The sequence below is a fragment of the Saccharothrix isguenensis genome (assembly GCF_052936305.1).
The window spans coordinates 4,501,185-4,521,122 of sequence record NZ_CP193626.1; the positions used below are offsets into that span (position 1 = coordinate 4,501,185).

Consider the following 19,938-nt stretch of genomic DNA (forward strand, 5'->3'; position numbering starts at 1 on the left):
AGCTACCTCCCGTGTGGCGCGTCCGCCAAGACCTGTTGGCGCATCAGGAACTTCCGCACCTTCCCGGTCGGTCCGACGGTCAGCCGCCCGTCCGGCGCCACGTCGACCCGCCGCACCGTCCGCGCCACCGCCTCGCCGAGCGCGGCCCGCACCGCCTCGCCCCGGTCCAGGCCCGGATCGGCCCCTTCGTGCAGCACCAGCAGCACGTCGGTCACCGGAGTGCCGTCGTCCTGCTTCGACGCGAGCACCGTGCAATCGCGCACGTCCGGACAACGGGCCAGGACGCGCTCCTCGGACAACGCGGTGTAGAGCCAGTCACCGTCGCCGAGGTCGATCGCGTCGTTGACCCGGTCGAGGTGGTAGTAGTAGCCCTCCTCGTCCCGGTACATGAGGTCGCCGGTCAGGTAGTAGCCGTTGAGGCGGCTGCGGTAGGTGGCGGTCGAGTCGTTCCAGTAGCCGGGTGCGATCGTCGGCGACTTGAGCCCGCACTGCCCGACCTGGCCGACCGGCACCTCCTCGCCCGTCGCCACGTCCAGCAACGCCACCTCGGCGAACGAGTACGGCTTGCCGACGCACCGGTCGTAGCGGTCGCTGCCGGGCCGGTGGCTGATGGCGAACGCGCTGTGGCCCATCTCGGTCGAGCCGAGCGTGTCGATGAACTTCGAGCCCGGCTCGTCCACCACGCCGTCCGGGGTCCACACCGGGTGGCTGCCGACCGCCACCAGCTTGCGGATGTGCGCCTCGTGCGCGCAGTCGCCGGTGCTGGACCAGTTGCGCACCGATCTCAGGTCGCGCTTCGACAGGTCGAACCGCGCCAACTCGGCCCACGTGACGGCGAAGCCGAACACACCGGTGGGTCGCCAGCGCTCGATCGCGTCCAGCACCACCTCGCCGCTGCGCTCGAAAGGCCCGCCCTGCGCGGACAGGCACAGCAGCTCGTAGCCGTTGCACAACGCCTGGTTCACCACGATGATCCCGGCGGCGTGCGCGGCGGGCAGCACGGACATCTCGCGCACCTGGCCGTGCGGCCTGGCCTCGGTGAGCCGCACCGCGCGCACGGCGGCGAACAAGCTGTCGTGCGAGTGGACGACCGGCGTCGGCATCCGGGTGGTGCCGGAGGAGTGCGTGATCACCACGGGGTCGTCGCCGTGGTGGCGGTAGGGCGGCGGTGCCTGGTCGGGGTCGCCGGTGCCGGTCTCCGACGCGTCACCCAGGACGGGTACGCCGAGTTCGTGGTCCCGCAGCGCCGCGTGGTCGGCGTCGACCAGCACGCCGACGCCGCGCAGCCGGCGGACGAACTCCGCGGCGACCTCGATCGGCATGCTGCCGTTCATGAGCGCCGGGATCGCGCCGAGGTGGTTGAGCGCGAAGAAGTTGAGGAACACGTCGGCCGCCGAGGTGACGAACACCGCGACGGGGTCACGTCGGCCGATCCCCTTGCGGGCGAACCAGTCCGCCCGCGCCGCGACCCGATCGGCCAGGTCTCGCAGCGACAGCGGGGTCCACGCGGGTATGCCGTCCACGGCGACGTCGAAGGTCATCCGCGGGGCGTCGAGGTCGGCGCCGTGCTCCACCAGCATGGGCAGCACGTTGCCCGCGCCCACCCGCATGTCCTGCGCCAACGCGGTGCGCAGGTTCGCCCCGCTCATCAGACCTCCCGGTTGCGCAGAACGGTGGACCGCCGAACGGTCGCCGCCGACTCGGGTTCCCGCATCGGCGGCTGTGTGGGTTCGGACGGTGTGAGGTGTCCCGCCGACTGCGACGCCGACCGCAGGTCTCGTGAACCGGGCGTGGGGCGGACGCTGACTACTACTCAGAGACTATGTTCGCGATTCCCCAGTGGCAATAAGGCTTTCGGACGCGTCCGCGGTCGGTTCGGGCGACTTCGGGTCGGCACGGGGGCGGGGCGGTGCTCCCCCACCGAGGCGGGCGGAGATCGCGGCCCCGATCCGAGCGACCGGCGCGGGCAGCAGCATGTGCTCGTGCAGGCAGTCCACTTCCACCACGTCGACCGGTCCGGCCACGTGGGAGTCCCATGAGGCCACCTTCGCCTCGGTGGTCCGCTCGTCCTCGGTGGCGGAGAGGAACAGCACCGGGCAGCGGACCCGGCCGGGGAGATGGCGTTGTGCCACCGCGAGGTTGTTCCTGATCACGTGCGGCAGGGCGAGCAGCTGGCGATCCGGCCACTCGTGCAACCCCAACCCCGGCCGACCGCGGACCACGTCCAGCATCCGGCGCACCGGGGCGGGGTCGTCCGGCTCGACCACTGGCTGGTAACCGAACTCGCGGAGCACGAAGTCGCACACCAGCCACAGGTTGTCGTCGGCCACGCTGAGGCTGTTCGGCAAGCCGGGCATCGCGTCGCCGATGACGAGCAGGCCCACCTCGTGGCCGCGCCGCTCCAGTTCTTCGGCGATCGCGTGCGCCGTGTTGCCGCCGATCGACCACCCGAACAGGTGGTACGGGCCGTGTGGCTGGGTGAGCCTGATCTGGTCGGCGAAGTCCCGGGCCACCTCGGCCATGTCGACCGGCAGCGGTTCGGGCCTGCGCAGTCCGCGCAGTTGCAAGCCGTACACCGGGTGCTCGGGCACGAGGTGCGGCAGCAGCGCGAGGTAGCACCAGCTCGCCCCGACCAGCGGCGGCGCGCAGAACAGCGCCGGCCCGGCACCGCCTTCCCGCAGCGGCAGCACGAGGTCGAGGACGCCACCCGCGCGGCGGATGTCGGCCCGCCGCTGCCTCGCCCACGCGAACTCCTCGGCCCTTGGCAGCGCCTTGACCCCGGACCCGTCCACCAGACCGTCCTCCCGCTCGCGTGTGGTCACGTGCCGGACGCCAACTCGACCAGGTGGGCCGCCGCCGCGGCGGCTCCACCGGCGGCGGTGAACTCCGCCCCGATCCGACGGGCGTGGCGCCGGTAGTCCGGCTCGTCCAGCACCGCTCGCACCGCGGTGTCCAGCTCGGCCACCGTGACGTCGAGGATCGGCACCTCGATGCCCGCGCCCGACCGGGCGACCTGCCGCGCCAGCGCCACCTGCTCGGCCCGGACCGGTGCGACGACCATCGGGACCCCGAAGGTGAGCGCTTCGTTGACCGCTCCTCCGGCGTGGCACACCACCGCGTCCAGCTTCGGCATCAGGTCCAGCATCGGCACCAGCTCGGCGGTGATGGCGTTGTCCGGGAACGACTCCGCGGCCACCCCGGAGGTCACGAAGATCGCCTGCACCTCGTCCGCCATGGGTGCCAGCACCGCCGCGGCCCGGTCGTAGAAGTCGCCGATCATGTGGCCGACCAGCGTGCCGACCGTGACCAGCACGTGCCTGCGGTCCGAATCCCAGAGGTGCCACGGGAAATCGGGCGCGTTCGGCCTGGCGCCCAGCGCCGCGCCGGTGAGCACGCAGCGGTCCGGCAGCACCGCGTCGCCCACCAGTCCGGGCGTCATCAGTGCGATCACCAGGTGCGGCGAGAACCGGGGGTCGATCGGCGCGTCGGACAGGCCCGCCATCGCCACCGCCTGCGCCATCTTGTCGGCCAGGTAGTCGTCGAACCCCACGAGGTCGGCCGGCGGGGTCAGCTCCAGCGTGCCGGTGCACAGCGTCGCCCACGGCACACCGTGTCGGTGCGCCACCAACGCACCGGCCAGCGCGTACTGCTCGGCGACCACGACATCCGGCTTGTGCTGCAGCACCGCCTCGTCGACAGGGCCGAGGGTGAAGCGGGTGAACGGGATCAGGTAGCCGTCCCACATCGCCCGCACCCCGGCCATACCGGTTTCGTCGTAGCGGCGGTAGGCCCGTGTGCCGGTGGTGTGCACCGTCGCATCCGGGCCGACCAGCGGGCGCAGCACGTTCTCCGGGCCGCACCAGACGACTTCGTGACCCGCGCGGGCGAGTTCCTGCCCGATCGCGAGCATGGGGTAGAGGTGACCTTGCAGCGGCAGTACGACCAGCAGGAACCGCGACACCGCAACATCGTTGCACACATTGACGTTGCCGGGAACGACGTGGTGGGATCCCGCAGTGTGACCGCTCTCGACTCGGTGTCGGTGTACACACCGGCTTCCCGGGTCCCCATCGAGGACTTGGCCGGCCCGCTCGGCCTCACCAACATCCAGGTCAGGCTCTTCCGGCGGTTCCACGGACTTGACCAGGTCCGGCTCGACCCGGACCGGTCGCCGGTCGAGCTGCTGCGCGCCGCCGCCGAAGGGCTCACCGAGCTGCGCGGTCAGGAGCACCGGGTGCGGTACGTCGTCCACGGCCGGGCGATGCCGGTCGTCGTGCCGTACCCGCACAACCCGCTGCACGAGGTCTCCCGTCAGCTTGGGCTCGGTCACGCGCTGACTTTCACCGTCACACAACAAAGTTGCGCAAGCGGGCTGCTGGCGGTCGACCTGGCCGGTCGGCTGCTCGCCGGTGACCACGACGACGCCTTGGCGCTGGTGCTGACCGGTGAGAAGGCGTTCACCCGCCACGCGCGGTTGCTGCCGGGCACGTCGTTGTTCGCCGAGGGCGCGTCCGCTTGCCTGGTGAGCGCCAACGGGCGGCGCGACCGGATGCTGTCCTTCGTGTGCGCGCAACGCGGCGAGTTCGACGGCGAGTTCGGCGATCGCGAGGACGAGTTCCAACGCCAGTACCGCCCGGCGCTGGCCGAGGTGATCAACCAGGCGGTCGCCGAAGCGGGGCTCGCCCTGGACGACATCCGGTTGGTCCTGCCGCACAACGTCAACGTCGTGACCTGGCAACGCCTGTGCTCGCTCATGGGCTTCCCGGTGCGGCGCGTGCTGCTGTCGAACGTGCCCGACAACGGCCACATGTTCTGCACCGACGCGTTCGCCAACTACCGCACGGCCCGGGAGCGCGACCTGCTCCGCGAGGGCGACCACTACCTCGTCGCGACCGTCGGCGCCGGAGCCGGGGCGACGTTCTCCGCGATGGTGTTCCAGCACTGATCCCCCGTCCCTACCCAGGAGGCCGACATGACCGCACCCGACGCCCAGGTCGACATCGCATTGCGGGACCGCGTGGTCCAGGCCATGACCACCGTCCTCCAGCGGCTGGTCGAGCGCGAGGAGCCGATCACCGAGGACATGCACATGGCCGACGAGCTGGGGGTCAGCTCGTCGCTGGGGTTGGAGCTGCTGCTGGAGGTGGAGGAGCAGCTCGGCATCCAGATCGACGTGGAGCGGATGCGCCCGGACGAGTTGCTGACCGTCGGCGAGCTGGCCACGTTCATCGCCGGTCACAGCCGGCCCTGGTGATGCGCCTGGTCCGCGCCGGGCGCAGGGCTTTCACCGGGAACGCCGACGTCCTCGCCGGCGACGACCACCGCGCCCAGGTGACCGACTACTTCGCGGACCTGGCCCGGCCGTTCGGGGCCGCACCCGTCGCCGAACTGTCCGGTCACTCCTACGGCGAGATGGCCAGGGCGTTGGTGGCGGAGGTCGTGCCCGCGGCGGAGCCGGTCGACCTGCTGGTGCTGGCGTTCTCCATCCACGACGTGTGGCCGGGGCGGGCCACCGCGACCTACCTCAGCCACGTCTGCCCCGGCACGCCGATGTCGTTCGCCATTTGCGACCAGGGCAGCGCGTCGCCGTTCACCGGCCTGCGCGTCATGCGGGACTACGGCGTGCGGCGGGCGCTGCTGGTCGTGGTCGAACAGGCTTCGCTGCCCTACGAGTCGACGGCCGCGACGCCGCTGGAACACCGCGGAGTGGCCATGCTGTACGAGGACGGGACGGACGCCCGGGTGACCGATGTCCGCCAGTACCCCGACGTGGACCCGGAGGCCGTGCCGGGGTCGGCTCTGCTCGCGGTGGACGAGCTGTCGGCCGGTCACCCCGGCGCGCGGGTCGTGCTGAGCGATTCGCTCGCCGCGTTGTGGCCGGACCGCCCGGACCACACGCGGGCACCGGCGGGGCAGCCCACCACCGGGGTGTGGTGGCACCTGGCCGAGTCTCACGACGGCTCAGTGCTGGTGGGCGACTACGACCAGGAACTGCGCTACCTCTGCTTCGCCGTGGTGGCGGCCCCGTGATCCTCGAACGAGGACGTGGTGGGCACCGGCACGACTTCTCTGACCACAGTGGACGGACGAATCGGAATCCGGGAAGTCACCGCGGCCCGGTGACGGCGGACCGGGGGCGCGCCCCGGTCGGGACGTCCGAGTGGAACGCGGCCTCGATGGCCACCTCCTCCACCGCGCGCAGCAGCGCTTCCACCCGCTCCGCGGGGAGGGCGTCGATGTCGGTGACCATCTGGAGGTACACGGTGTCCGGGTGGTCCTCGATGTTGACGAACAGCTGGTCGGTCCACCGGTACACGAACTTGTTCCACTTGAGGTACGTCTCGGGCAGCTTCGCCCGGATCTCGTCCTCCGTCGTGGCGGGGGCGCCTTCCACCGCGTCGGCCCGGGTCCTGGTGCTGAACCGCCGGTCGTTGACCCGGCACGTGATCCGGGCCGGGTAGCCGCGTTCGGCGTCCAGGCGCGCGGCCAGTGCCTCCAACTGGTCGGGGTCGTAGTACGCGTGCATCAGGGCCGATGTCGTGGTGTGGCGGGCCTGCGCGATCACGTCGTCGACCGTGCCGTCGAGGTCGAGTGTGAGCACGGCGTTCTGGACCACCGAGCCGATGACGTCGGCCAGCCCGGGCCGGTACCGGTTGCCCGCAGCCAGGTGCAGCGTCAGGGGGTTGACGCCGGCGGTCCGGGCGATCGCGGTGGCGATCACCGCGAGCAGCACCCGTCCGGTGTCCGTGCGGGTCCGCCGGGCGATCTCGACCACGGCCAGGTAGGCGGCCCGCGACTGGAACCGCACGTTGCGGCACCGCCGCCCCGCCTCGTAGTCCGACACCTCCGGCGCGCCGAACGTCAACGGCGGCAGGGACCGGAGGTGGCCTTCCCAGTGGCGCATCGCCCGGTCGCTGGTCCTCCGCATCCGCGGCGTCGACTCCAGCCGGGCGAGGTCGGCCAGCAGCACCGCGCCCGGGTCCACCGGTCGGCCGACCAGCTCGCCGAGGTCGAGGTCGGTCATGAGCAGCAACGCGCCCACGCCGTCGGCGACCAAGTGGGCGATCGTGAGCACCATGTACACCGCTTCGCCGCGATACTGCATCACGCCCATGCGCAGCGGCCACGGCGTGTGCTGTTCCAGCGGAGCCGCCATCCACTTCAGCCACAGCTTGTTGCCGTGGTCGACGGCGTCCTGGCGCTCGACGTCGTCGGCGAAGGTCATGACCTCCAGCTCGATCTCCCCGGACCCGTGCACCACCTGGCACGGTTTGCCGGCGTCGTCGGTGCCGAACCGCGTCCGCAACGCGGGGTGCTTGCTCATGAGCCGGCCCAGGCGCTCGGCGACGTCGGAGACGGTGAGGCCCTCCGGCAGGTAGTGCGCACCGCTGATGTTGTACGTCCAGTCGCTGTTGCGCATCTCCTGGAGCAGGGCCTTCTGGCCCCAGCTCAGCGGCGCGGTGCCCTCGCCCGGCCCGGAGAACGGCACGGCGACCCGGTCGTGGACGATCTGCTCATCCATCAGCACTCCCGAAGATCACGCTCACGTTGTGGCCACCGAAGCCGAACGAGTTGGACATGACCGCGTCGACCCGGGCCGCCAGCGCCTCACCGCGCACGTGGTTGAGGTCGCAGGCCGGGTCGGGGTCGTCCAGGTTGTGGGTCGGTGGGAGCAGCCCCTCGCGCATGGCCTTGATGGCGATCGAAGCCTCGACCACACCCGACGCGCCGAGCATGTGCCCGGTGATCCCCTTGGTAGAGCTGACCGGTGGCACGGCGTCGTCGAACACGCTCCGGATCGCCGTCGCCTCGGCGGTGTCGCCCGCCTTCGTGCCGGTGCCGTGCGCGTTGAGGTAGCCGATGTCGCCTGTGGTCAGTCCGGCATCCCGAAGTGCGATCCGCATGCTCTCCGCCGCGCTGGAACCGTCCGGCCGGGGCGTGGTCGGGTGGTGCGCGTCGCTCGTCGCGCCCCAGCCGAGCACGTCGGCGTGCACCGCGGCGCCGCGCGCCCGCGCGAAGTCCGGCCGCTCCAGCACCAGCACACCGGCACCCTCGCCGAGCACGAAACCGTTGCGGCGCCGGTCGAACGGGCGGCTCGCGGTGGTCGGGTCGGGCCAGCCGCGGGCGAGGGCGAGGGCGTTGCCGAAGGCATCGGCGAACGTCGGGAACAGCGGCGCCTCGGTGCACCCGCACACCACCACGTCCGCTTCGCCCGACCGGAGGATGCGCATCGCCTCGCCGATGGACTGACCGCCGGCGGCGCACGCCGTGCCGGAAGACGACGTGTAGCCCCGGATGCCGAACTTGATGGCGACCCGTGCCGCCGCCATGTTGGGCAGCACGCCGGGCAGCAGGAACGGGCTGACGCCCAAGCGGCCGCGCCGGGAACGCTCGACCGCCTGGTCCGCGAGCGTGGCGAGGCCACCGACCCCGGAGAGCACGACCGCGACGCGGTACGGGTCGACATCCCGGCCGACCTCGATCCCGGCGTCGGCCAAGGCGTCATCCGCTGCCCGCACGGCCATCACGATCGAGCGGTCGACCACGCGAGCTTCCTTCGGTGGTATAACGCTTTCCGGGTCGATGAGCGGGCCGATCGCGGCCACGTCGACCACTCCGTGCAGCGGGTGGTCCTCCGGCGGGCGCACGATGCCGGACCGACCGGAGCAGACCGCCGTGAAGACCTCGTCGACCGTGGTGCCGACCGGGCTGACCAGCCCGATGCCCGTCACGGCAACGCTTGCGCTCACGTCGCCGTGGCGATCCGCGCGCGCCGGGCCACCTCGACGCAGAACTCCCCGACCGTCATGGCGGCGAACCGCTCCGCCTCGTCCTCGTTGAACCGAACGCCGAAGTGGTCCTCCACCCGCAGCGCGAGCTCGGCCATGGCGAGCGATTCCAGGTCGGCGCCGGCCGGGCCCAGCACCGTGTCGTCGTCCATGTCGGCGGTGCTGTACTTCATGACCGTCAACGAATCGAAAAGGAACTGGCGGATCTCAGCGTTCATGGCGGAGCTTCCCCTCTCCGGGAGGTCAACGGGAATCTGCCCCACCGGGGCCGAAGTCGTCAAGCACCAACACATCGCTGAATACGGGCTATGGACCGATTCCGCAACAGACCGCAGAATGTGCGCCATGCCCTCGGCGACGCTGGACCTCGTGACGCACGAAGAGGCCTCGTCCCGGTCCCCCGCCCTGCACCTCGTCGGGGGCCTGACGTTGTCCTACGGCGACTTGGCCGCCTTGGTCGGCGAGGTCGAGCGGTCCCTGCGCCACGACACCAAGGCGTTGGTGCTGTGCGCGGGCGACCGCGACCTGCCCACGCTGCTGGCCTATTTGGCCGCAATGAGGCTCGGCCACGCGGTCGCGTTCATGCCCGCCTCGTCCGAAATAGTTTCGGCGTACCAACCGGAATTCGTCGTGCCGGGTCCCGGTGGCGTGCCGGATCTGGCCGACCTCGGCTACGTGCCCGGCGAAACGGCGGGAGGTTCGCCGGTCCTCCGCAGGCGTTCGGCGCAACCGGCGTGCGACATCTTCCCGGACACGGCACTGCTCCTGTCGACCTCCGGATCGACGGGGAGCCCCAAAGCGGTCCGGCTCTCCTACGACGGTGTGGCCGACAACTCCGAAGCCATCGCACGCGTACTGGACATCACCGCCGCCGAACGCGCGCCGACCACCCTTCCCATCACGCACGCCTACGGGTTGTCGGTCCTCAACAGTCATCTGCGGTCCGGCGCCAGTATCGTGCTGAACGACCGGACGCCGCTCTCGCTGGCCATGTGGGACCACCTGGCCAGGGCGGGCGCCACGTCGTTCGCCGCTGTGCCGACGACCTACGCGGCGTTCGGCCCAGCGCACCTGAACCTGTTGGAGCGCACGGAGATCCGCACGATGACGCAGTCCGGCGCGCGTTTGCGCGACGAGCTGACCATGCGGCTGGTGCGGATGATGGAACGGCGGCAGGGCCGGTTCTTCCCGATGTACGGCCAGACCGAAGCCACCTCGCGCATCGCCTGCCTCGACCCGGCCGACCTCCCGGACCGCCTCGGCTCGGTCGGGACGGCGGTGCCCGGCGGCGTCATCACCATCGCACCCACCGAAGCGCACGACCGGGCCGCGCCCGGCGAGGGCGCCGTGCACTACCGGGGTCCGGGCGTCATGCTCGGCTACGCGACCGGTCGCCACGACCTGGGCCGGGGGTCCGAGGTGGACGTGCTGGACACGGGTGACCTCGGTTACCTGCGCGACGGTTACCTCTACCTCACCAGCCGCACCAAGCGGATCGTCAAGGTGCTCGGCGTCCGCACGAGCCTGGACGACCTGGAGCGCGTGGTCGAGCGGCCCGACCACCCGTCCGCCGTGGTCTGCGGCGACGACGACGTGGTGTACCTGTTCGGCGCGGGCGACCCGGCCGTGCACGAGCAGCAGCGGCGGCAGCTGGCCGAGGTGCTGGGAGTGCCCAGCCGGCACGTGGCGATCCGCCAGGTCGACCGCGTGCCCCACACTCCCGGCGGCAAGATCGACTACCGGGCGCTGACCGCGGCCGTCGACACCCAGGAGGTCGGGCAGTGGAACTGACGCACTGGCGACAGCTGGCCGATCGTGGAGCGGACCTCGTGCTGTGCCTGGACTTCCCCGGCGGTCGGGCCACGGCGGGCTTCGCGGAGCTGGTGTCGGGTGTGCCGGTGGACGCCTGCTTCCTGCACCTGGCCCAGCCCCGCTCGGGGCCGCTCGACGCGTGCGTCGACCGCTGGGTGGGGGACGCGGCGTCGACCGGCCGCCCGGTGCGCGCGGTGCTGGGGTACTGCGCCGGGTCGTCGCTGGCCACTTGCGTCGCCGACGCCGTGGCCAAGTCCGCACCGACCCCGGTGACCCTGCTCTTCGACGCCGAGGCGACCACCGCCGGCTCGCTCGCCCACCAGTTCACGTCCACCCTGGAGACCTCCGCGGACCACCTGACCGCCGAGGAGCTGGACGGCGCGCGCGCCTTGGCGGACGGGCTGGTCGAGGCGCACTCGGACGACCTGCCCCGCATCGCCGCCGCGCTGGTCGACCGGTACGACGCGGTGATGGGTGAGGTCGCCGCACGGCTGTCGCTCAACCAGTTCTTCCGGCAGCAGCTCACCAGCGGGTTCACCGCCTACGTGGAGTACATGCTGCTCGCCGCCCAGGGCCGGTTCGACATGCGCTCCGGGACGCCGTTGTTCGTGTCCTCCGAGGAGCACGAGCCACCCGTGGACGGCGCACGGCGCCTCGCGCTGGACGTGGGCCACGCCGACCTGCTGCGCGAACCCGCGGTGCACGATCTCGTCGCCGAACTGCTGATAGGAGAGCGCCCGTGGTGAACGTGGCCGAGATAACCGACGTCCTGTCCGCGCACCCCGGTGTGAGCCGGGCCGGGGTCGCCGTCGTGCGCCACGACGGGCGTGACGTCACGATCGCCGCCGTCGAGCTGACCGAGTACCTGAGCGGTCCGGTGCTGCGCAACCACGTGCGGCAACAGCTCGGTGAGGACTGCGGGCTCAACGGTGTGCTCGTCGTGGACCGGCTCCCAATGGCGGACGGCGCGGTGGACGCCGAGCAGCTGGCGGCGGCCGTCGCAGACGGCAGGTGCACCCTGTTCGAGGACCCGCGTGACGACGTCGAGCGGCGGGTGGCGGCGATCTGGTCGGCGCAGATGGACGTGCGGCTGGTCGGCGCGACCGACGACTTCCTGGAGCTGGGCGGCGACTCGCTGTCGGCGCTGGGCATCATCGCGGCCCTCGAAGCGGAGTTCGACCGGCCGCTGGACGTGTACGAGTTCATGACCGCGTCCAGCGTCCGGCGGCTGGCCGAGATGCTGCGGTAGCGATGACCCTCTCCGTGCACCGGCGGATCGCCGACGTCGCCCGCGCCGAACCCGGTCGGACGGCCCTGATCGGGTTCGCCGCCGACCTGTCCGAGCAGACCCTGTCGTGGGCCGAACTCGCCGAGTCGGTGCAGGACGCGGTGGCCGCGCTGCGGGCGGCGCTCGACCCGGACGTGCCGTCGTGCGTCGTCGTCGAGGCGGCCAACACCCTGGCCGCGGCGACCGGCATCGCGGCGGCGCTCGCGGCCGAGGTGCCCGTCTTCCCGCTGAACCCGGCCACCCCCGCGGCCGAGCGGGACGTCCTGTTCGGACTGCTCGGCCGCCGGTACGGGCACGTCCACCTGATGGACGCCGGGAACCGGCCGGGGCCGGCGATCGTGTCGGCCACGCCGCCGTCGACCCGGGACGGCGCTGCGGCCTACCTGCTGGCGACCGGCGCGAGCACCGGCGTGCCGAAGGTCTCGGCGCGACCGGGGCCGCTGCGCTACGACCCCGCGCGGACGCCGTCGCTGGTGATCCGGCAGACCGGTTGGCGGACGGGCCAGCGGCAGCTCATCGTCGGTCCGCTGTACCACGCGGCGCCGTTCACCGCGTTCGTGGACGCGCTGCTCGACGTGAACACCGTTGTGCTGCAACCGTTCTTCTCCGCGCAGTGGACCGTCGACCTGGTGCGACAGCGCCGCATCGAGTGGGTGCAGCTGACCCCGACGCACATGCGCGAGATCCTGATGCTCGCCGACCCCGACCCGGCGGCCTTCGACAGCCTGCGTGCGCTCCTGCACACCGCGGCTTCCTGCGACGCGGACACCAAGCGCGGGTGGATCGACCTGCTCGGCCCCGAGCGGGTCTTCGAGCTGTACGGCGCGACCGAGGGCATCGGTGTGACGCTGGCCCGTGGCGACGAGTGGCTGGCCCGGCCGGGAACGGTCGGTCGCGGCGTGTTGACCCAGCTCCGCGTCCTGGACGACGACGGCGCACCGGTGGCGCCCGACGAGGCGGGCACCGTGTTCATGCGCACCCCCCAACGGGTGGGCCGCTCCGACTACCTCAACGACCAGGTCGTCCGCACCACCCCGGACGGGTTCGCCACGGTGGGCGACCGCGGCAGGCTCGACCGCGACGGCTACCTCTACCTCGAACCCCGCGACCACGGCACGATCAACGTGGGCGGCGAGAAGGTCGACCCGAACGAGGTCGAGGCCGCGCTGCTGGCCCACCCGGCGGTGGTCGACGCCGTCGCGCTGGCCGTTCCGCACCGGACCCTCGGGTCGGTGGTCGGCGTGCAGGTGGTGCTGCGACCCGAGGTGAGCGTCCGCAAGGCCGACCTCGCCGCGCACTGCGGTCGGCGGCTGGCCGGCTACAAGATCCCGAAGCACTTCACGTTCGTCGACCGACTCCCCCGCTCCGCGGCCGGGAAGATCCAACGCTGGCGGCTCGCCGCCGATCACGAGGGCGGTGCACCCACACGATGAACCCGACCGTGGACGATGTGCTCGACACCGGCTACCGGCGCCCCCGCGACCCGGTGGAGCTGTGGCTGGCCCGGCAGTGGCAGGAGGTCATCGGGTTCGCCGTCGGCATCCGGGAGAACTTCTTCGAGCTGGGCGGCAACTCCCTGGACGCGGCCCGGGTCGTCAACGCCGTGTTCGAGGAACTGGCCGTCCAGCTGCCTTTGAACGTGATGACCGAGCACCCCACCGTGGAGAGCCTCGCCGCCCGGCTGCGCGACCACAACGGGCAGCTGTCCGACCCGCTGGCCCTGATCCAGCGCGGCGACGGGACCGCTCCCCCGTTGTTCCTGGTCCACCCGGCCAACGGGCAGGTCGGTGCGTACGCCGGGCTCGCGCAGGCGCTGGGCGAGGACTTCACCGTGTTCGGGCTCCAGGCGGCCGGGCTCTACTCGGATGTCGACCCGGTCGCCTCGGTGCGGGCCATGGCGCAGACCTACGTCGAAGCCGTCCGCGCGGCGCGGCCGACCGGTCCCTACCTGCTCGGCGGTTGTTCGACCGGTGCGTCGGTCGCCCACGAGATGGCCGCCCGGCTCGCCGAGGACGGCGCCGAGGTGCGGCTGCTGGCCCTGGTCGACGCCGAGCTCCTGGACGTCGGACCCCGGTTCGACCAGCCGCCCGGTGACCTGGTCGCGGTCCTGGACCGGTGGAAGGAACTCGACCTCGTGCCGTCGGACGCGACCCCCGAGTTCGTCAGGCGTTCGGCGCGCGTGTGGCGGGCGAACGAGGATGCCGTCCGCGACTGGGAACCCCGGCCGTACTCCGGTCCGCTCGACGTCTTCCTCAGCCCCTCGGGCGACCGGCCGGCGTTCGCGGCCTGGCCCTCGGCGGCGACGCGCGAGCACACGCCGCAGGGCGGGGACGTGGCCGGCGCGCTGCGCGGGTTGATCGGCTGACCGGGATGAGCACCTCGACCGACGCCGGTCAGCGCAGGCGGCGCATGCGGCTCACGCCCGTCGACGCCGTCCAGGTCAGCTCCACCGGATCGCGAGCGGCCGAGGGACCCGTCACCCTCGGCCAGCTCAACACCATGCAGTGGTTGGAGGACGACGCCGACCACCTCGCCGCGGTCCTGCGCGTCGAACTTCCCGTGCCCGCCGGGAGGTCCGTGGACGACGTCGCCGAGACGGCCGCCGTGCTGGTGGCCAGGCACGAATCCCTGCGGACCACGTACGTCCGGGGCGAGGACCCACGTCAGGTGGTCGCGGCGACCGGCGCGTTCACGCTCCACGTGTGCACCCTCGGCGAGGGTCAGTGGGGGCCTCGCGACCGCTCGGCGGTGGCAGGGAGGCTGCTCGCGTGGTTGCGGGAACGTGGCGACACGGCGGCCACCACGCTGCGGATGGCGGTGGCCACCGACGAGCACGGCACGGTCATCGCCTGCGTCGCGGGGTTCTCGCACATGGCCGTCGACTTCGGCTCCATCGAGGTGCTCAAGCGCGAGTTCGCCGAGATGGTCGCGCACCCGGACCGCCGGCAGGTGGGCGAACCCCGCCACCAGCCGCTGGACCAAGCCGAGCTGGAGGCGACGCCCACCGAGCGACGTCGGACCCGGGCGGCGAACGACTACGTCCGGGAGCTGGCGCGGCGGCAACCCCGCTGCCTGCTCGCGCTGCCGGGAGCCAGGCCGTCCGGCGAGTCGCTGGCGGTGGAGCTGTCGTCCCCGGCCGCCGCGATGGCGGTGCGACAGGTGGCGGCACGCACCCGGTCCAGCCGGTCCTCCGTCGTGCTCGCCGCGACGTGCGCGGTGCTGGCGCGGCGCACCGGCTACCGCGAGCTGGTGTTCCCGTCGCTGTCGAGCAACCGCTTCGACCGCCACCTGGTCGACTTCGTCGGTTCCCTGGCGCAGGGCAACCTCGTCGCCGTCGAGGTCGGCGACCGGAGCTTCGACGCGCTGGTCAAGCACACGTGGGCCGCGGTGCTGGAGGCGAGCAGGCACGCCAGGTACGACGGCGTCGAGCGTGGCGCGTCGGACGACCGGATCCAGCACGAACGAGGCATGCACTTCTTCTACGACCCGTTGTTCAACAACCTCATGCACGAGTCGTGGTCCGGGGTCACCGCGGGCGTCAAGCACCGGCCGGAGGAGATCACCGCCGCGCTGCGGCAGACGGAGCTGCGGTGGCGTCCGGTGCCCCGCAACGGGACGCCAATGCGGTTCGGCCTGGACGAGGTGGACGGCCGGGTCAGGCTCGACCTGTGGAGCGCGGACACCGGGCTGGTGCCCCGAGCCGAGATGGAGTCGTTGTTGCTGGCCGTCGAGCGCCTGCTGGTCGGTGCGGCCGGAGGGGACCTCGACGCCTCGCGCATCCGCGAGGTCACCGGCCTGGACCCCATCGCCCGCACGCCCGACTGGGTGCTGGTCGACTCGTGCTGGGTCGACCTCGCCGAGGTGCAACAGCTGCTGGACGAAGCCCTGGAGCCTTCGACGGCCCGCATCTTCGGCTCGGTCGACGGCCGCGACCTGGTCGCCTACCTGACCGCGACCGACGCCGTGCGGACACCCGAACAGGCCCATGCCCGTTGCCTGGCCGCGCTCCCCGGCCGCATCAACGCCCTCACCCCACGCCACTACGTCCTGTGCCCCACCGCCCCGGCCGACGCGACGGACCCCGCCGTGTGGCCGGCACCCCTCACCACCGGCACCGGGCGTTGATCACTGGAAGCCCCGGGCCGAGGGCGGGCACCGGGGCAGCCCTTGTCGGTTCCCGGCGGGTTCGAGCGGTGTTGCTTCCGCCGAAGAGCGCGCAGCCGAACGTGCTGACCAGCCGTAGTGCCGGGACGAGGTGTTCTCCCCCGGCGTCGTCGCGGAAGGTCACGGTCGTCGCGCGGCAGGCGCCGTGCGGACGGATGGGATGGGGTGGAGGCGAATGACCACCGGTGGCTTCTCGTCGAAACGGCTGGTTCGAGTGCGAGAGCTGCTGGAGCGCCACGTCCAGTCCGGCTTCGTGCCCGGTGCGGTGGCCGTTCTCGCCCGCCACGGCGAGGTGCACGTCGAAGCAACGGGCACCCTCGCCTTCGAGGGCACGGGCTCGGGGACACCGATGGCGGCCGACACGATCTGCCGCACGGCCTCGATGACCAAGCCGATGGTCGCCGCGTGCGCGATGATGCTGGTCGACGACTGCACCCTGCGCCTCGACGACCCGGTCGACGACCTCCTCCCGGAGCTGGCGGACATGACCGTGCTCGCCGATCCCCACGGGCCGCTGGACGACACCGTCGCGGCGCAACGCCCGATCACGCTGCGGGATCTGCTGACGTACACCTGCGGCATCGGCATGATGCCGACCCGTCCGGGGAAGGTCCCGATCTTCGACGCGTTGAACGCACTCGACTACACGTCGCCGGATGCGTGGATGCGCGGGCTGGGCGAGCTTCCACTCGTACACCAACCGGGTGAGCGCTGGATGTACGACACCGCCTCCAACGTGACCTGCGTCCTCATCGCCAGGGCTACCGGCACGTCCTTCGGGGAAGCGTTTCGCGAACGGATCTGCGATCCGCTCGGAATGAAGGACACCGCCTTCAGCGTGAGCGGCGCGGACATCGCCCGGTTGGCGACGGCGTACCACCGCGACAGTGCCGCCACCGGCGAGGCGGTCGTGGAAGACGGCCCCGACGGGCGGTGGAGCCGACCGCCGGCGTTCGAATCAGGTGGAGGCGGACTCGTCTCGACCGCCCAGGACTACTTCGCCTTCGCTTCAGCTCTGCTGGCCGGCGGCTCCCACCGCGGCCGGCGGGTGCTGTCGCGACCGTCGGTCACGCTGATGACCCGCGACCACCTGACCTCGGCGCAGAGAGCGGCCTCCGGGTTCTGGCCGGGGTTCTTCGACGGGATGGGCTGGGGTTTCGGGATGTCGGTCCTGACCCGCCCCAGCGGGCTCGGCCCGTCGGTCGGCAGCTACGGGTGGTCCGGCTTCTACGGCACCGCCTGGTACAACGATCCCGCCGAGGACATGACGGCGATCTTCTTCATGCAGCGCGGGCACTCGGGTGACCAGAGGTTGCCGATATGGCACGACATCTGGGCCGCTGTCTACCAGGCGATCGACGACTGACCTCGGGGGAGCCGCCCCGAACTCCGCCGTCAACGGACAATCCCGCTCGAAGTTGTTCCGGGTACGGCCGTGGTGTCCGGACTACCGACGCACCCACGGCGAATCACTCGTGCTCGGCATCGAAGTCGCCCCTCCACCGCGTGGCAGATCCTCATGCGCACGCACATCGTCGGCGGCCTCGTCGTCGAGTGCGGACATGTCGCCTGACCAGCAGCAACGACTTTCGGGCGGCAGGGGTCAGTTCAGGCTGACGATGCTCGCGTTGAGGGCGGTGGCGAAGCCGACCCAGGCCAGGTAGGGCACGAGCAGCAGGGCCGCCGCGAGGTGCTTGCGGGCGAACGCGGCGATCAGGGCGATGATCACGATCAGCAGGGCGATGATGTCGACCAGCGCGAGCCCGTACCGGCCGGCGGCGAAGAACAGGGGCGTCCACGCGGCGTTGAGGAGGAGTTGGACGCCGAACAGGGCCAGCTCCGGGCGGGTGCCGTGCCGCTTCCAGAACAGCCAGCCGGACAGCGCGATCATCACGTAGAGAGCTGTCCAGACCGGGCCGAACAGCCAGGAGGGCGGCGCCCAGGACGGCGTGCGGAGCTGCTCGTACTCGGCGGAGGCCGACGCGGCGGACAGCGAGCCGATCACCGCGACCGCGGCGACGGCCACGACGAACACCGCCAGTCCGACCAGGGGTCGACGCATCGTCAGGTGAGCCACCGGTCCAGGCTAGGCAGGCCGTGCGCGGTCCGCACGACAGGCGGGGCCGGGAGGCTGCGCTCGGTCTCGCACGCGAAGTCAGGCAGGTTGCGGGCGGCGGTAACGGAGGCGGCCGTGGGCGAAGCGCGGCAGCGGGCGGCGGGGATTGGCCGCCCTCCTCGCGTGCAGGAGCAGGTCAGCGCCACAGCGCCGTCGCCCCGGCTGTACTGGCCGCGGTCGAGGTCCACGACGACCTCGCTGGTGCTCGCGACGGTGGCCGGCTCACCGTCTTGCAGCAGAATGATGGTGGCCTCGTCCACGCCGGGCACGGCAGTCGTGACCTGCTCGCACACCCGGTGCAGCAGGATCGAAGCCTTCCTCTGTGCCCAGCGTGATGGGCAGTGATTCCAGGGCACCGGTGACCTCGTCGAGCACCTGCGGCCACGTGTCATCCCGGACGGGTTCCATGGCGGATGCTCCTGTCGGTCGCGCCGAGCGGACAGGAGCCCCTGCGCGACGGGGCACGATTGATCGAACGACACCGCCACCTCGATGACCGCCACGGTGACGGTGTGGTTCTTTGCCGGCCGCGCTGCTGCCGGTCCTGATCCGGGCCGGTCGGACCGGCTGCTGAAGGCCTCCACGTCGACGGATCCGGCTCGCGAGGATCGCGCCACCCACACCTCTCCACGAGAACCTGCCCGGACCGGTCCGCGAGGGCGATCACCTCGTCAGTGGGTCCGATCGAGACGTGGTTACCCTGACCGCGCACGGGTTGCTGCCCGCGCAGGTCGCACGTCAGCAGCAGCGGGAACGGGGTGGGGTGATGACCGAGCCGGGTACGGGCGGCGCGGACGAGGTTCTCCAGCGGCTCGACGAGGTCACCGGTGCCCTTGCGAGTCTGTCCCGGGTCCTGGACGAGGAGGAGGACCTGTCGATCATCATGGACCGCGTGTGCCGACAGGTCGTCGGAGCGATCCCCGACGCGGACCTGGCCAGCGTGACCGTGCTGCGCGACGGCACCCCGGATTCCCTGGTCTGGACCGAGGAGCGCACCCTCGCCGTGGACCGCGCGCAGTACGAGGCCGGTGAGGGGCCCTGCCTGGAAGCCGCCGCGTCCAGGACGGTGCAGCGCGTCGACGTCGCCGAGGCGGCCGACCGGTGGCCCGCCTTCGCCGAGGCGGCGAGCGAGCTGGGCATCGGCAGCTACCTGTCCGCGCCGCTGTGCATCGACGACGAGTACCACGGCTCGCTGAACCTCTACGGCAGGCAGACCCACGGCTTCCGCGAACTCGACGCCGCACTGCTGGAGCTCTACACCACCGCAGCCGAGGCGGCCCTGCGCAACGCCCGACGCTACCTGCGTGCCCGCGGACAGGTCGCCCAGCTGCAGGAGGCGATGACCTCGCGGGCGGTCATCGACCAGGCCAAGGGCATCGTGATGGCAGTCCACCGCATCCCCGCCGACGACGCGTTCGCGCTGCTGGTGGACCGGTCGCAGCAGGAGAACCGCAAGCTCCGCGATCTCGCCGAGCACTTCGTCGACGACGCCACCCGACCCGAAGCCTGAACGACCACCGGGGCGGGCGTTCCCGTCCCCCACCGCCATCGTCCCACTCCACCAACGGCCTCGTCCGAGTCGCCCTCGGCGGACCGGCACGCCCATCCGCGCCACACGCAGGAAGCGCTTCGGACCTGCTGGTGACCAATCCGGGTGGACACGCCGACTACCGGAATCCGCAGCGGTGGCACACCGCGATGTGCCCGCCCGGGGTGGAAACCGAGAGCTTCGCGGGCGAACGCGCCCGTTCCGGCGGTCGACCACCAAG

Annotated in this window: 19 protein-coding genes; 11 read left to right on the forward strand and 8 right to left on the reverse strand. The window is 71.7% G+C overall.

The window, feature by feature from the left end; all coding sequences use genetic code 11:
- Positions 1 to 2: 2 nt before the first annotated feature.
- The 3 genes from ACRAKI_RS20205 to ACRAKI_RS20215 all read right to left on the reverse strand — a co-directional run bounded on the left by ACRAKI_RS20205 (position 3) and on the right by ACRAKI_RS20215 (position 3,961).
- On the reverse strand, positions 3 to 1,649 hold the full coding sequence (locus tag ACRAKI_RS20205; protein ID WP_447002066.1) for a class I adenylate-forming enzyme family protein: 1,647 nt from the start codon (positions 1,647 to 1,649) through the stop codon (positions 3 to 5).
- Between the two features lie 171 nt (positions 1,650 to 1,820).
- On the reverse strand, positions 1,821 to 2,822 hold the full coding sequence (locus tag ACRAKI_RS20210; protein ID WP_447002067.1) for a thioesterase domain-containing protein: 1,002 nt from the start codon (positions 2,820 to 2,822) through the stop codon (positions 1,821 to 1,823).
- Entirely contained in the window at positions 2,819 to 3,961 is a 1,143-nt protein-coding gene (locus ACRAKI_RS20215; protein WP_447002068.1) for a glycosyltransferase, read from the reverse strand. Before ACRAKI_RS20215 ends, ACRAKI_RS20210 begins: the two co-directional genes overlap by 4 nt.
- A gap of 57 nt (positions 3,962 to 4,018) precedes the next feature.
- Here ACRAKI_RS20215 and ACRAKI_RS20220 point away from each other — a divergent pair, with 57 nt between their 5' ends.
- From ACRAKI_RS20220 to ACRAKI_RS20230, 3 genes are read left to right on the forward strand one after another with little or no spacing between them, the layout of a single operon-like run.
- Positions 4,019 to 4,945, forward strand: a complete 927-nt coding sequence (locus tag ACRAKI_RS20220) for a 3-oxoacyl-[acyl-carrier-protein] synthase III C-terminal domain-containing protein (protein ID WP_447002069.1) — start codon at positions 4,019 to 4,021, stop codon at positions 4,943 to 4,945.
- A gap of 27 nt (positions 4,946 to 4,972) precedes the next feature.
- A complete protein-coding gene (locus tag ACRAKI_RS20225; protein ID WP_447002070.1) occupies positions 4,973 to 5,254 on the forward strand; it encodes a phosphopantetheine-binding protein in 282 nt (93 codons plus the stop codon).
- Positions 5,251 to 6,030 (forward strand): hypothetical protein, encoded by a 780-nt coding sequence (locus ACRAKI_RS20230; RefSeq protein ID WP_447002071.1) that lies wholly within the window; start codon positions 5,251 to 5,253, stop codon positions 6,028 to 6,030. The genes ACRAKI_RS20225 and ACRAKI_RS20230 overlap by 4 nt, the downstream gene beginning before the upstream one ends.
- Before the next feature lie 76 nt (positions 6,031 to 6,106).
- On the opposite strand, the gene ACRAKI_RS20235 is transcribed toward ACRAKI_RS20230, so the two are convergent.
- From ACRAKI_RS20235 to ACRAKI_RS20245, 3 genes are read right to left on the reverse strand one after another with little or no spacing between them, the layout of a single operon-like run.
- Complete coding sequence (locus tag ACRAKI_RS20235; protein WP_447002072.1) at positions 6,107 to 7,522, reverse strand: condensation domain-containing protein; 1,416 nt, start codon at positions 7,520 to 7,522, stop codon at positions 6,107 to 6,109.
- A complete protein-coding gene (locus ACRAKI_RS20240) occupies positions 7,515 to 8,750 on the reverse strand; it encodes a beta-ketoacyl-[acyl-carrier-protein] synthase family protein (protein ID WP_447002073.1) in 1,236 nt (411 codons plus the stop codon). The genes ACRAKI_RS20235 and ACRAKI_RS20240 overlap by 8 nt, the downstream gene beginning before the upstream one ends.
- Positions 8,747 to 8,962 carry a phosphopantetheine-binding protein gene (locus ACRAKI_RS20245; RefSeq protein WP_447002074.1) on the reverse strand — a complete coding sequence of 72 codons (216 nt, stop codon included), beginning with the start codon at positions 8,960 to 8,962 and terminating at the stop codon, positions 8,747 to 8,749. The genes ACRAKI_RS20240 and ACRAKI_RS20245 overlap by 4 nt, the downstream gene beginning before the upstream one ends.
- Before the next feature lie 172 nt (positions 8,963 to 9,134).
- On the opposite strand from ACRAKI_RS20245, the gene ACRAKI_RS20250 reads away from it, so the two are divergent.
- From ACRAKI_RS20250 to ACRAKI_RS20280, 7 genes are all read left to right on the forward strand, one after another.
- Positions 9,135 to 10,580, forward strand: coding sequence for an AMP-binding protein (locus ACRAKI_RS20250; RefSeq protein ID WP_447002075.1), 1,446 nt, complete (start codon positions 9,135 to 9,137; stop codon positions 10,578 to 10,580).
- Entirely contained in the window at positions 10,571 to 11,347 is a 777-nt protein-coding gene (locus ACRAKI_RS20255; protein ID WP_447002076.1) for a hypothetical protein, read from the forward strand. The genes ACRAKI_RS20250 and ACRAKI_RS20255 overlap by 10 nt, the downstream gene beginning before the upstream one ends.
- Positions 11,341 to 11,850, forward strand: a complete 510-nt coding sequence (locus ACRAKI_RS20260) for a phosphopantetheine-binding protein (protein ID WP_447002077.1) — start codon at positions 11,341 to 11,343, stop codon at positions 11,848 to 11,850. Before ACRAKI_RS20255 ends, ACRAKI_RS20260 begins: the two co-directional genes overlap by 7 nt.
- A gap of 2 nt (positions 11,851 to 11,852) precedes the next feature.
- On the forward strand, positions 11,853 to 13,322 hold the full coding sequence (locus ACRAKI_RS20265; RefSeq protein WP_447002078.1) for an AMP-binding protein: 1,470 nt from the start codon (positions 11,853 to 11,855) through the stop codon (positions 13,320 to 13,322).
- Positions 13,319 to 14,254 (forward strand): thioesterase domain-containing protein, encoded by a 936-nt coding sequence (locus ACRAKI_RS20270; RefSeq protein ID WP_447002079.1) that lies wholly within the window; start codon positions 13,319 to 13,321, stop codon positions 14,252 to 14,254. Before ACRAKI_RS20265 ends, ACRAKI_RS20270 begins: the two co-directional genes overlap by 4 nt.
- A 5-nt stretch (positions 14,255 to 14,259) precedes the next feature.
- The gene (locus ACRAKI_RS20275; RefSeq protein WP_447002080.1) at positions 14,260 to 16,014 is read left to right on the forward strand and encodes a condensation domain-containing protein; all 1,755 of its coding nucleotides are present in this window, start codon (positions 14,260 to 14,262) and stop codon (positions 16,012 to 16,014) included.
- 214 nt (positions 16,015 to 16,228) lie between these two features.
- Positions 16,229 to 17,419 (forward strand): serine hydrolase domain-containing protein, encoded by a 1,191-nt coding sequence (locus tag ACRAKI_RS20280; RefSeq protein ID WP_447002081.1) that lies wholly within the window; start codon positions 16,229 to 16,231, stop codon positions 17,417 to 17,419.
- Between the two features lie 237 nt (positions 17,420 to 17,656).
- Here ACRAKI_RS20280 and ACRAKI_RS20285 read toward each other — a convergent pair whose 3' ends face one another.
- Positions 17,657 to 18,115, reverse strand: coding sequence for a TspO/MBR family protein (locus ACRAKI_RS20285; RefSeq protein ID WP_447008465.1), 459 nt, complete (start codon positions 18,113 to 18,115; stop codon positions 17,657 to 17,659).
- A 2-nt stretch (positions 18,116 to 18,117) separates the two neighbouring features.
- Positions 18,118 to 18,672 carry a hypothetical protein gene (locus ACRAKI_RS20290; protein WP_447002082.1) on the reverse strand — a complete coding sequence of 185 codons (555 nt, stop codon included), beginning with the start codon at positions 18,670 to 18,672 and terminating at the stop codon, positions 18,118 to 18,120.
- Between the two features lie 263 nt (positions 18,673 to 18,935).
- Here ACRAKI_RS20290 and ACRAKI_RS20295 point away from each other — a divergent pair, with 263 nt between their 5' ends.
- Positions 18,936 to 19,679, forward strand: coding sequence for an ANTAR domain-containing response regulator (locus ACRAKI_RS20295; protein WP_447008466.1), 744 nt, complete (start codon positions 18,936 to 18,938; stop codon positions 19,677 to 19,679).
- The last annotated feature ends 259 nt before the right edge of the window (positions 19,680 to 19,938 follow it).

Excerpts from the sequence above, each read along its gene's own strand:
- ACRAKI_RS20225 (WP_447002070.1), top strand. The coding sequence starts at position 4,973 with ATGACCGCACCCGACGCCCAGGTCGACATCGCATTGCGGGACCGCGTG.
- ACRAKI_RS20235 (WP_447002072.1), bottom strand. The coding sequence starts at position 7,522 with ATGGATGAGCAGATCGTCCACGACCGGGTCGCCGTGCCGTTCTCCGGG.
- ACRAKI_RS20250 (WP_447002075.1), top strand. The coding sequence starts at position 9,135 with ATGCCCTCGGCGACGCTGGACCTCGTGACGCACGAAGAGGCCTCGTCC.
- ACRAKI_RS20285 (WP_447008465.1), bottom strand. The coding sequence starts at position 18,115 with ATGCGTCGACCCCTGGTCGGACTGGCGGTGTTCGTCGTGGCCGTCGCC.
- ACRAKI_RS20205 (WP_447002066.1), bottom strand. The coding sequence starts at position 1,649 with ATGAGCGGGGCGAACCTGCGCACCGCGTTGGCGCAGGACATGCGGGTG.
- ACRAKI_RS20270 (WP_447002079.1), top strand. The coding sequence starts at position 13,319 with ATGAACCCGACCGTGGACGATGTGCTCGACACCGGCTACCGGCGCCCC.
- ACRAKI_RS20275 (WP_447002080.1), top strand. The coding sequence starts at position 14,260 with ATGAGCACCTCGACCGACGCCGGTCAGCGCAGGCGGCGCATGCGGCTC.
- ACRAKI_RS20295 (WP_447008466.1), top strand. The coding sequence starts at position 18,936 with ATGACCGAGCCGGGTACGGGCGGCGCGGACGAGGTTCTCCAGCGGCTC.
- ACRAKI_RS20280 (WP_447002081.1), top strand. The coding sequence starts at position 16,229 with ATGACCACCGGTGGCTTCTCGTCGAAACGGCTGGTTCGAGTGCGAGAG.
- ACRAKI_RS20265 (WP_447002078.1), top strand. The coding sequence starts at position 11,853 with ATGACCCTCTCCGTGCACCGGCGGATCGCCGACGTCGCCCGCGCCGAA.
- ACRAKI_RS20245 (WP_447002074.1), bottom strand. The coding sequence starts at position 8,962 with ATGAAGTACAGCACCGCCGACATGGACGACGACACGGTGCTGGGCCCG.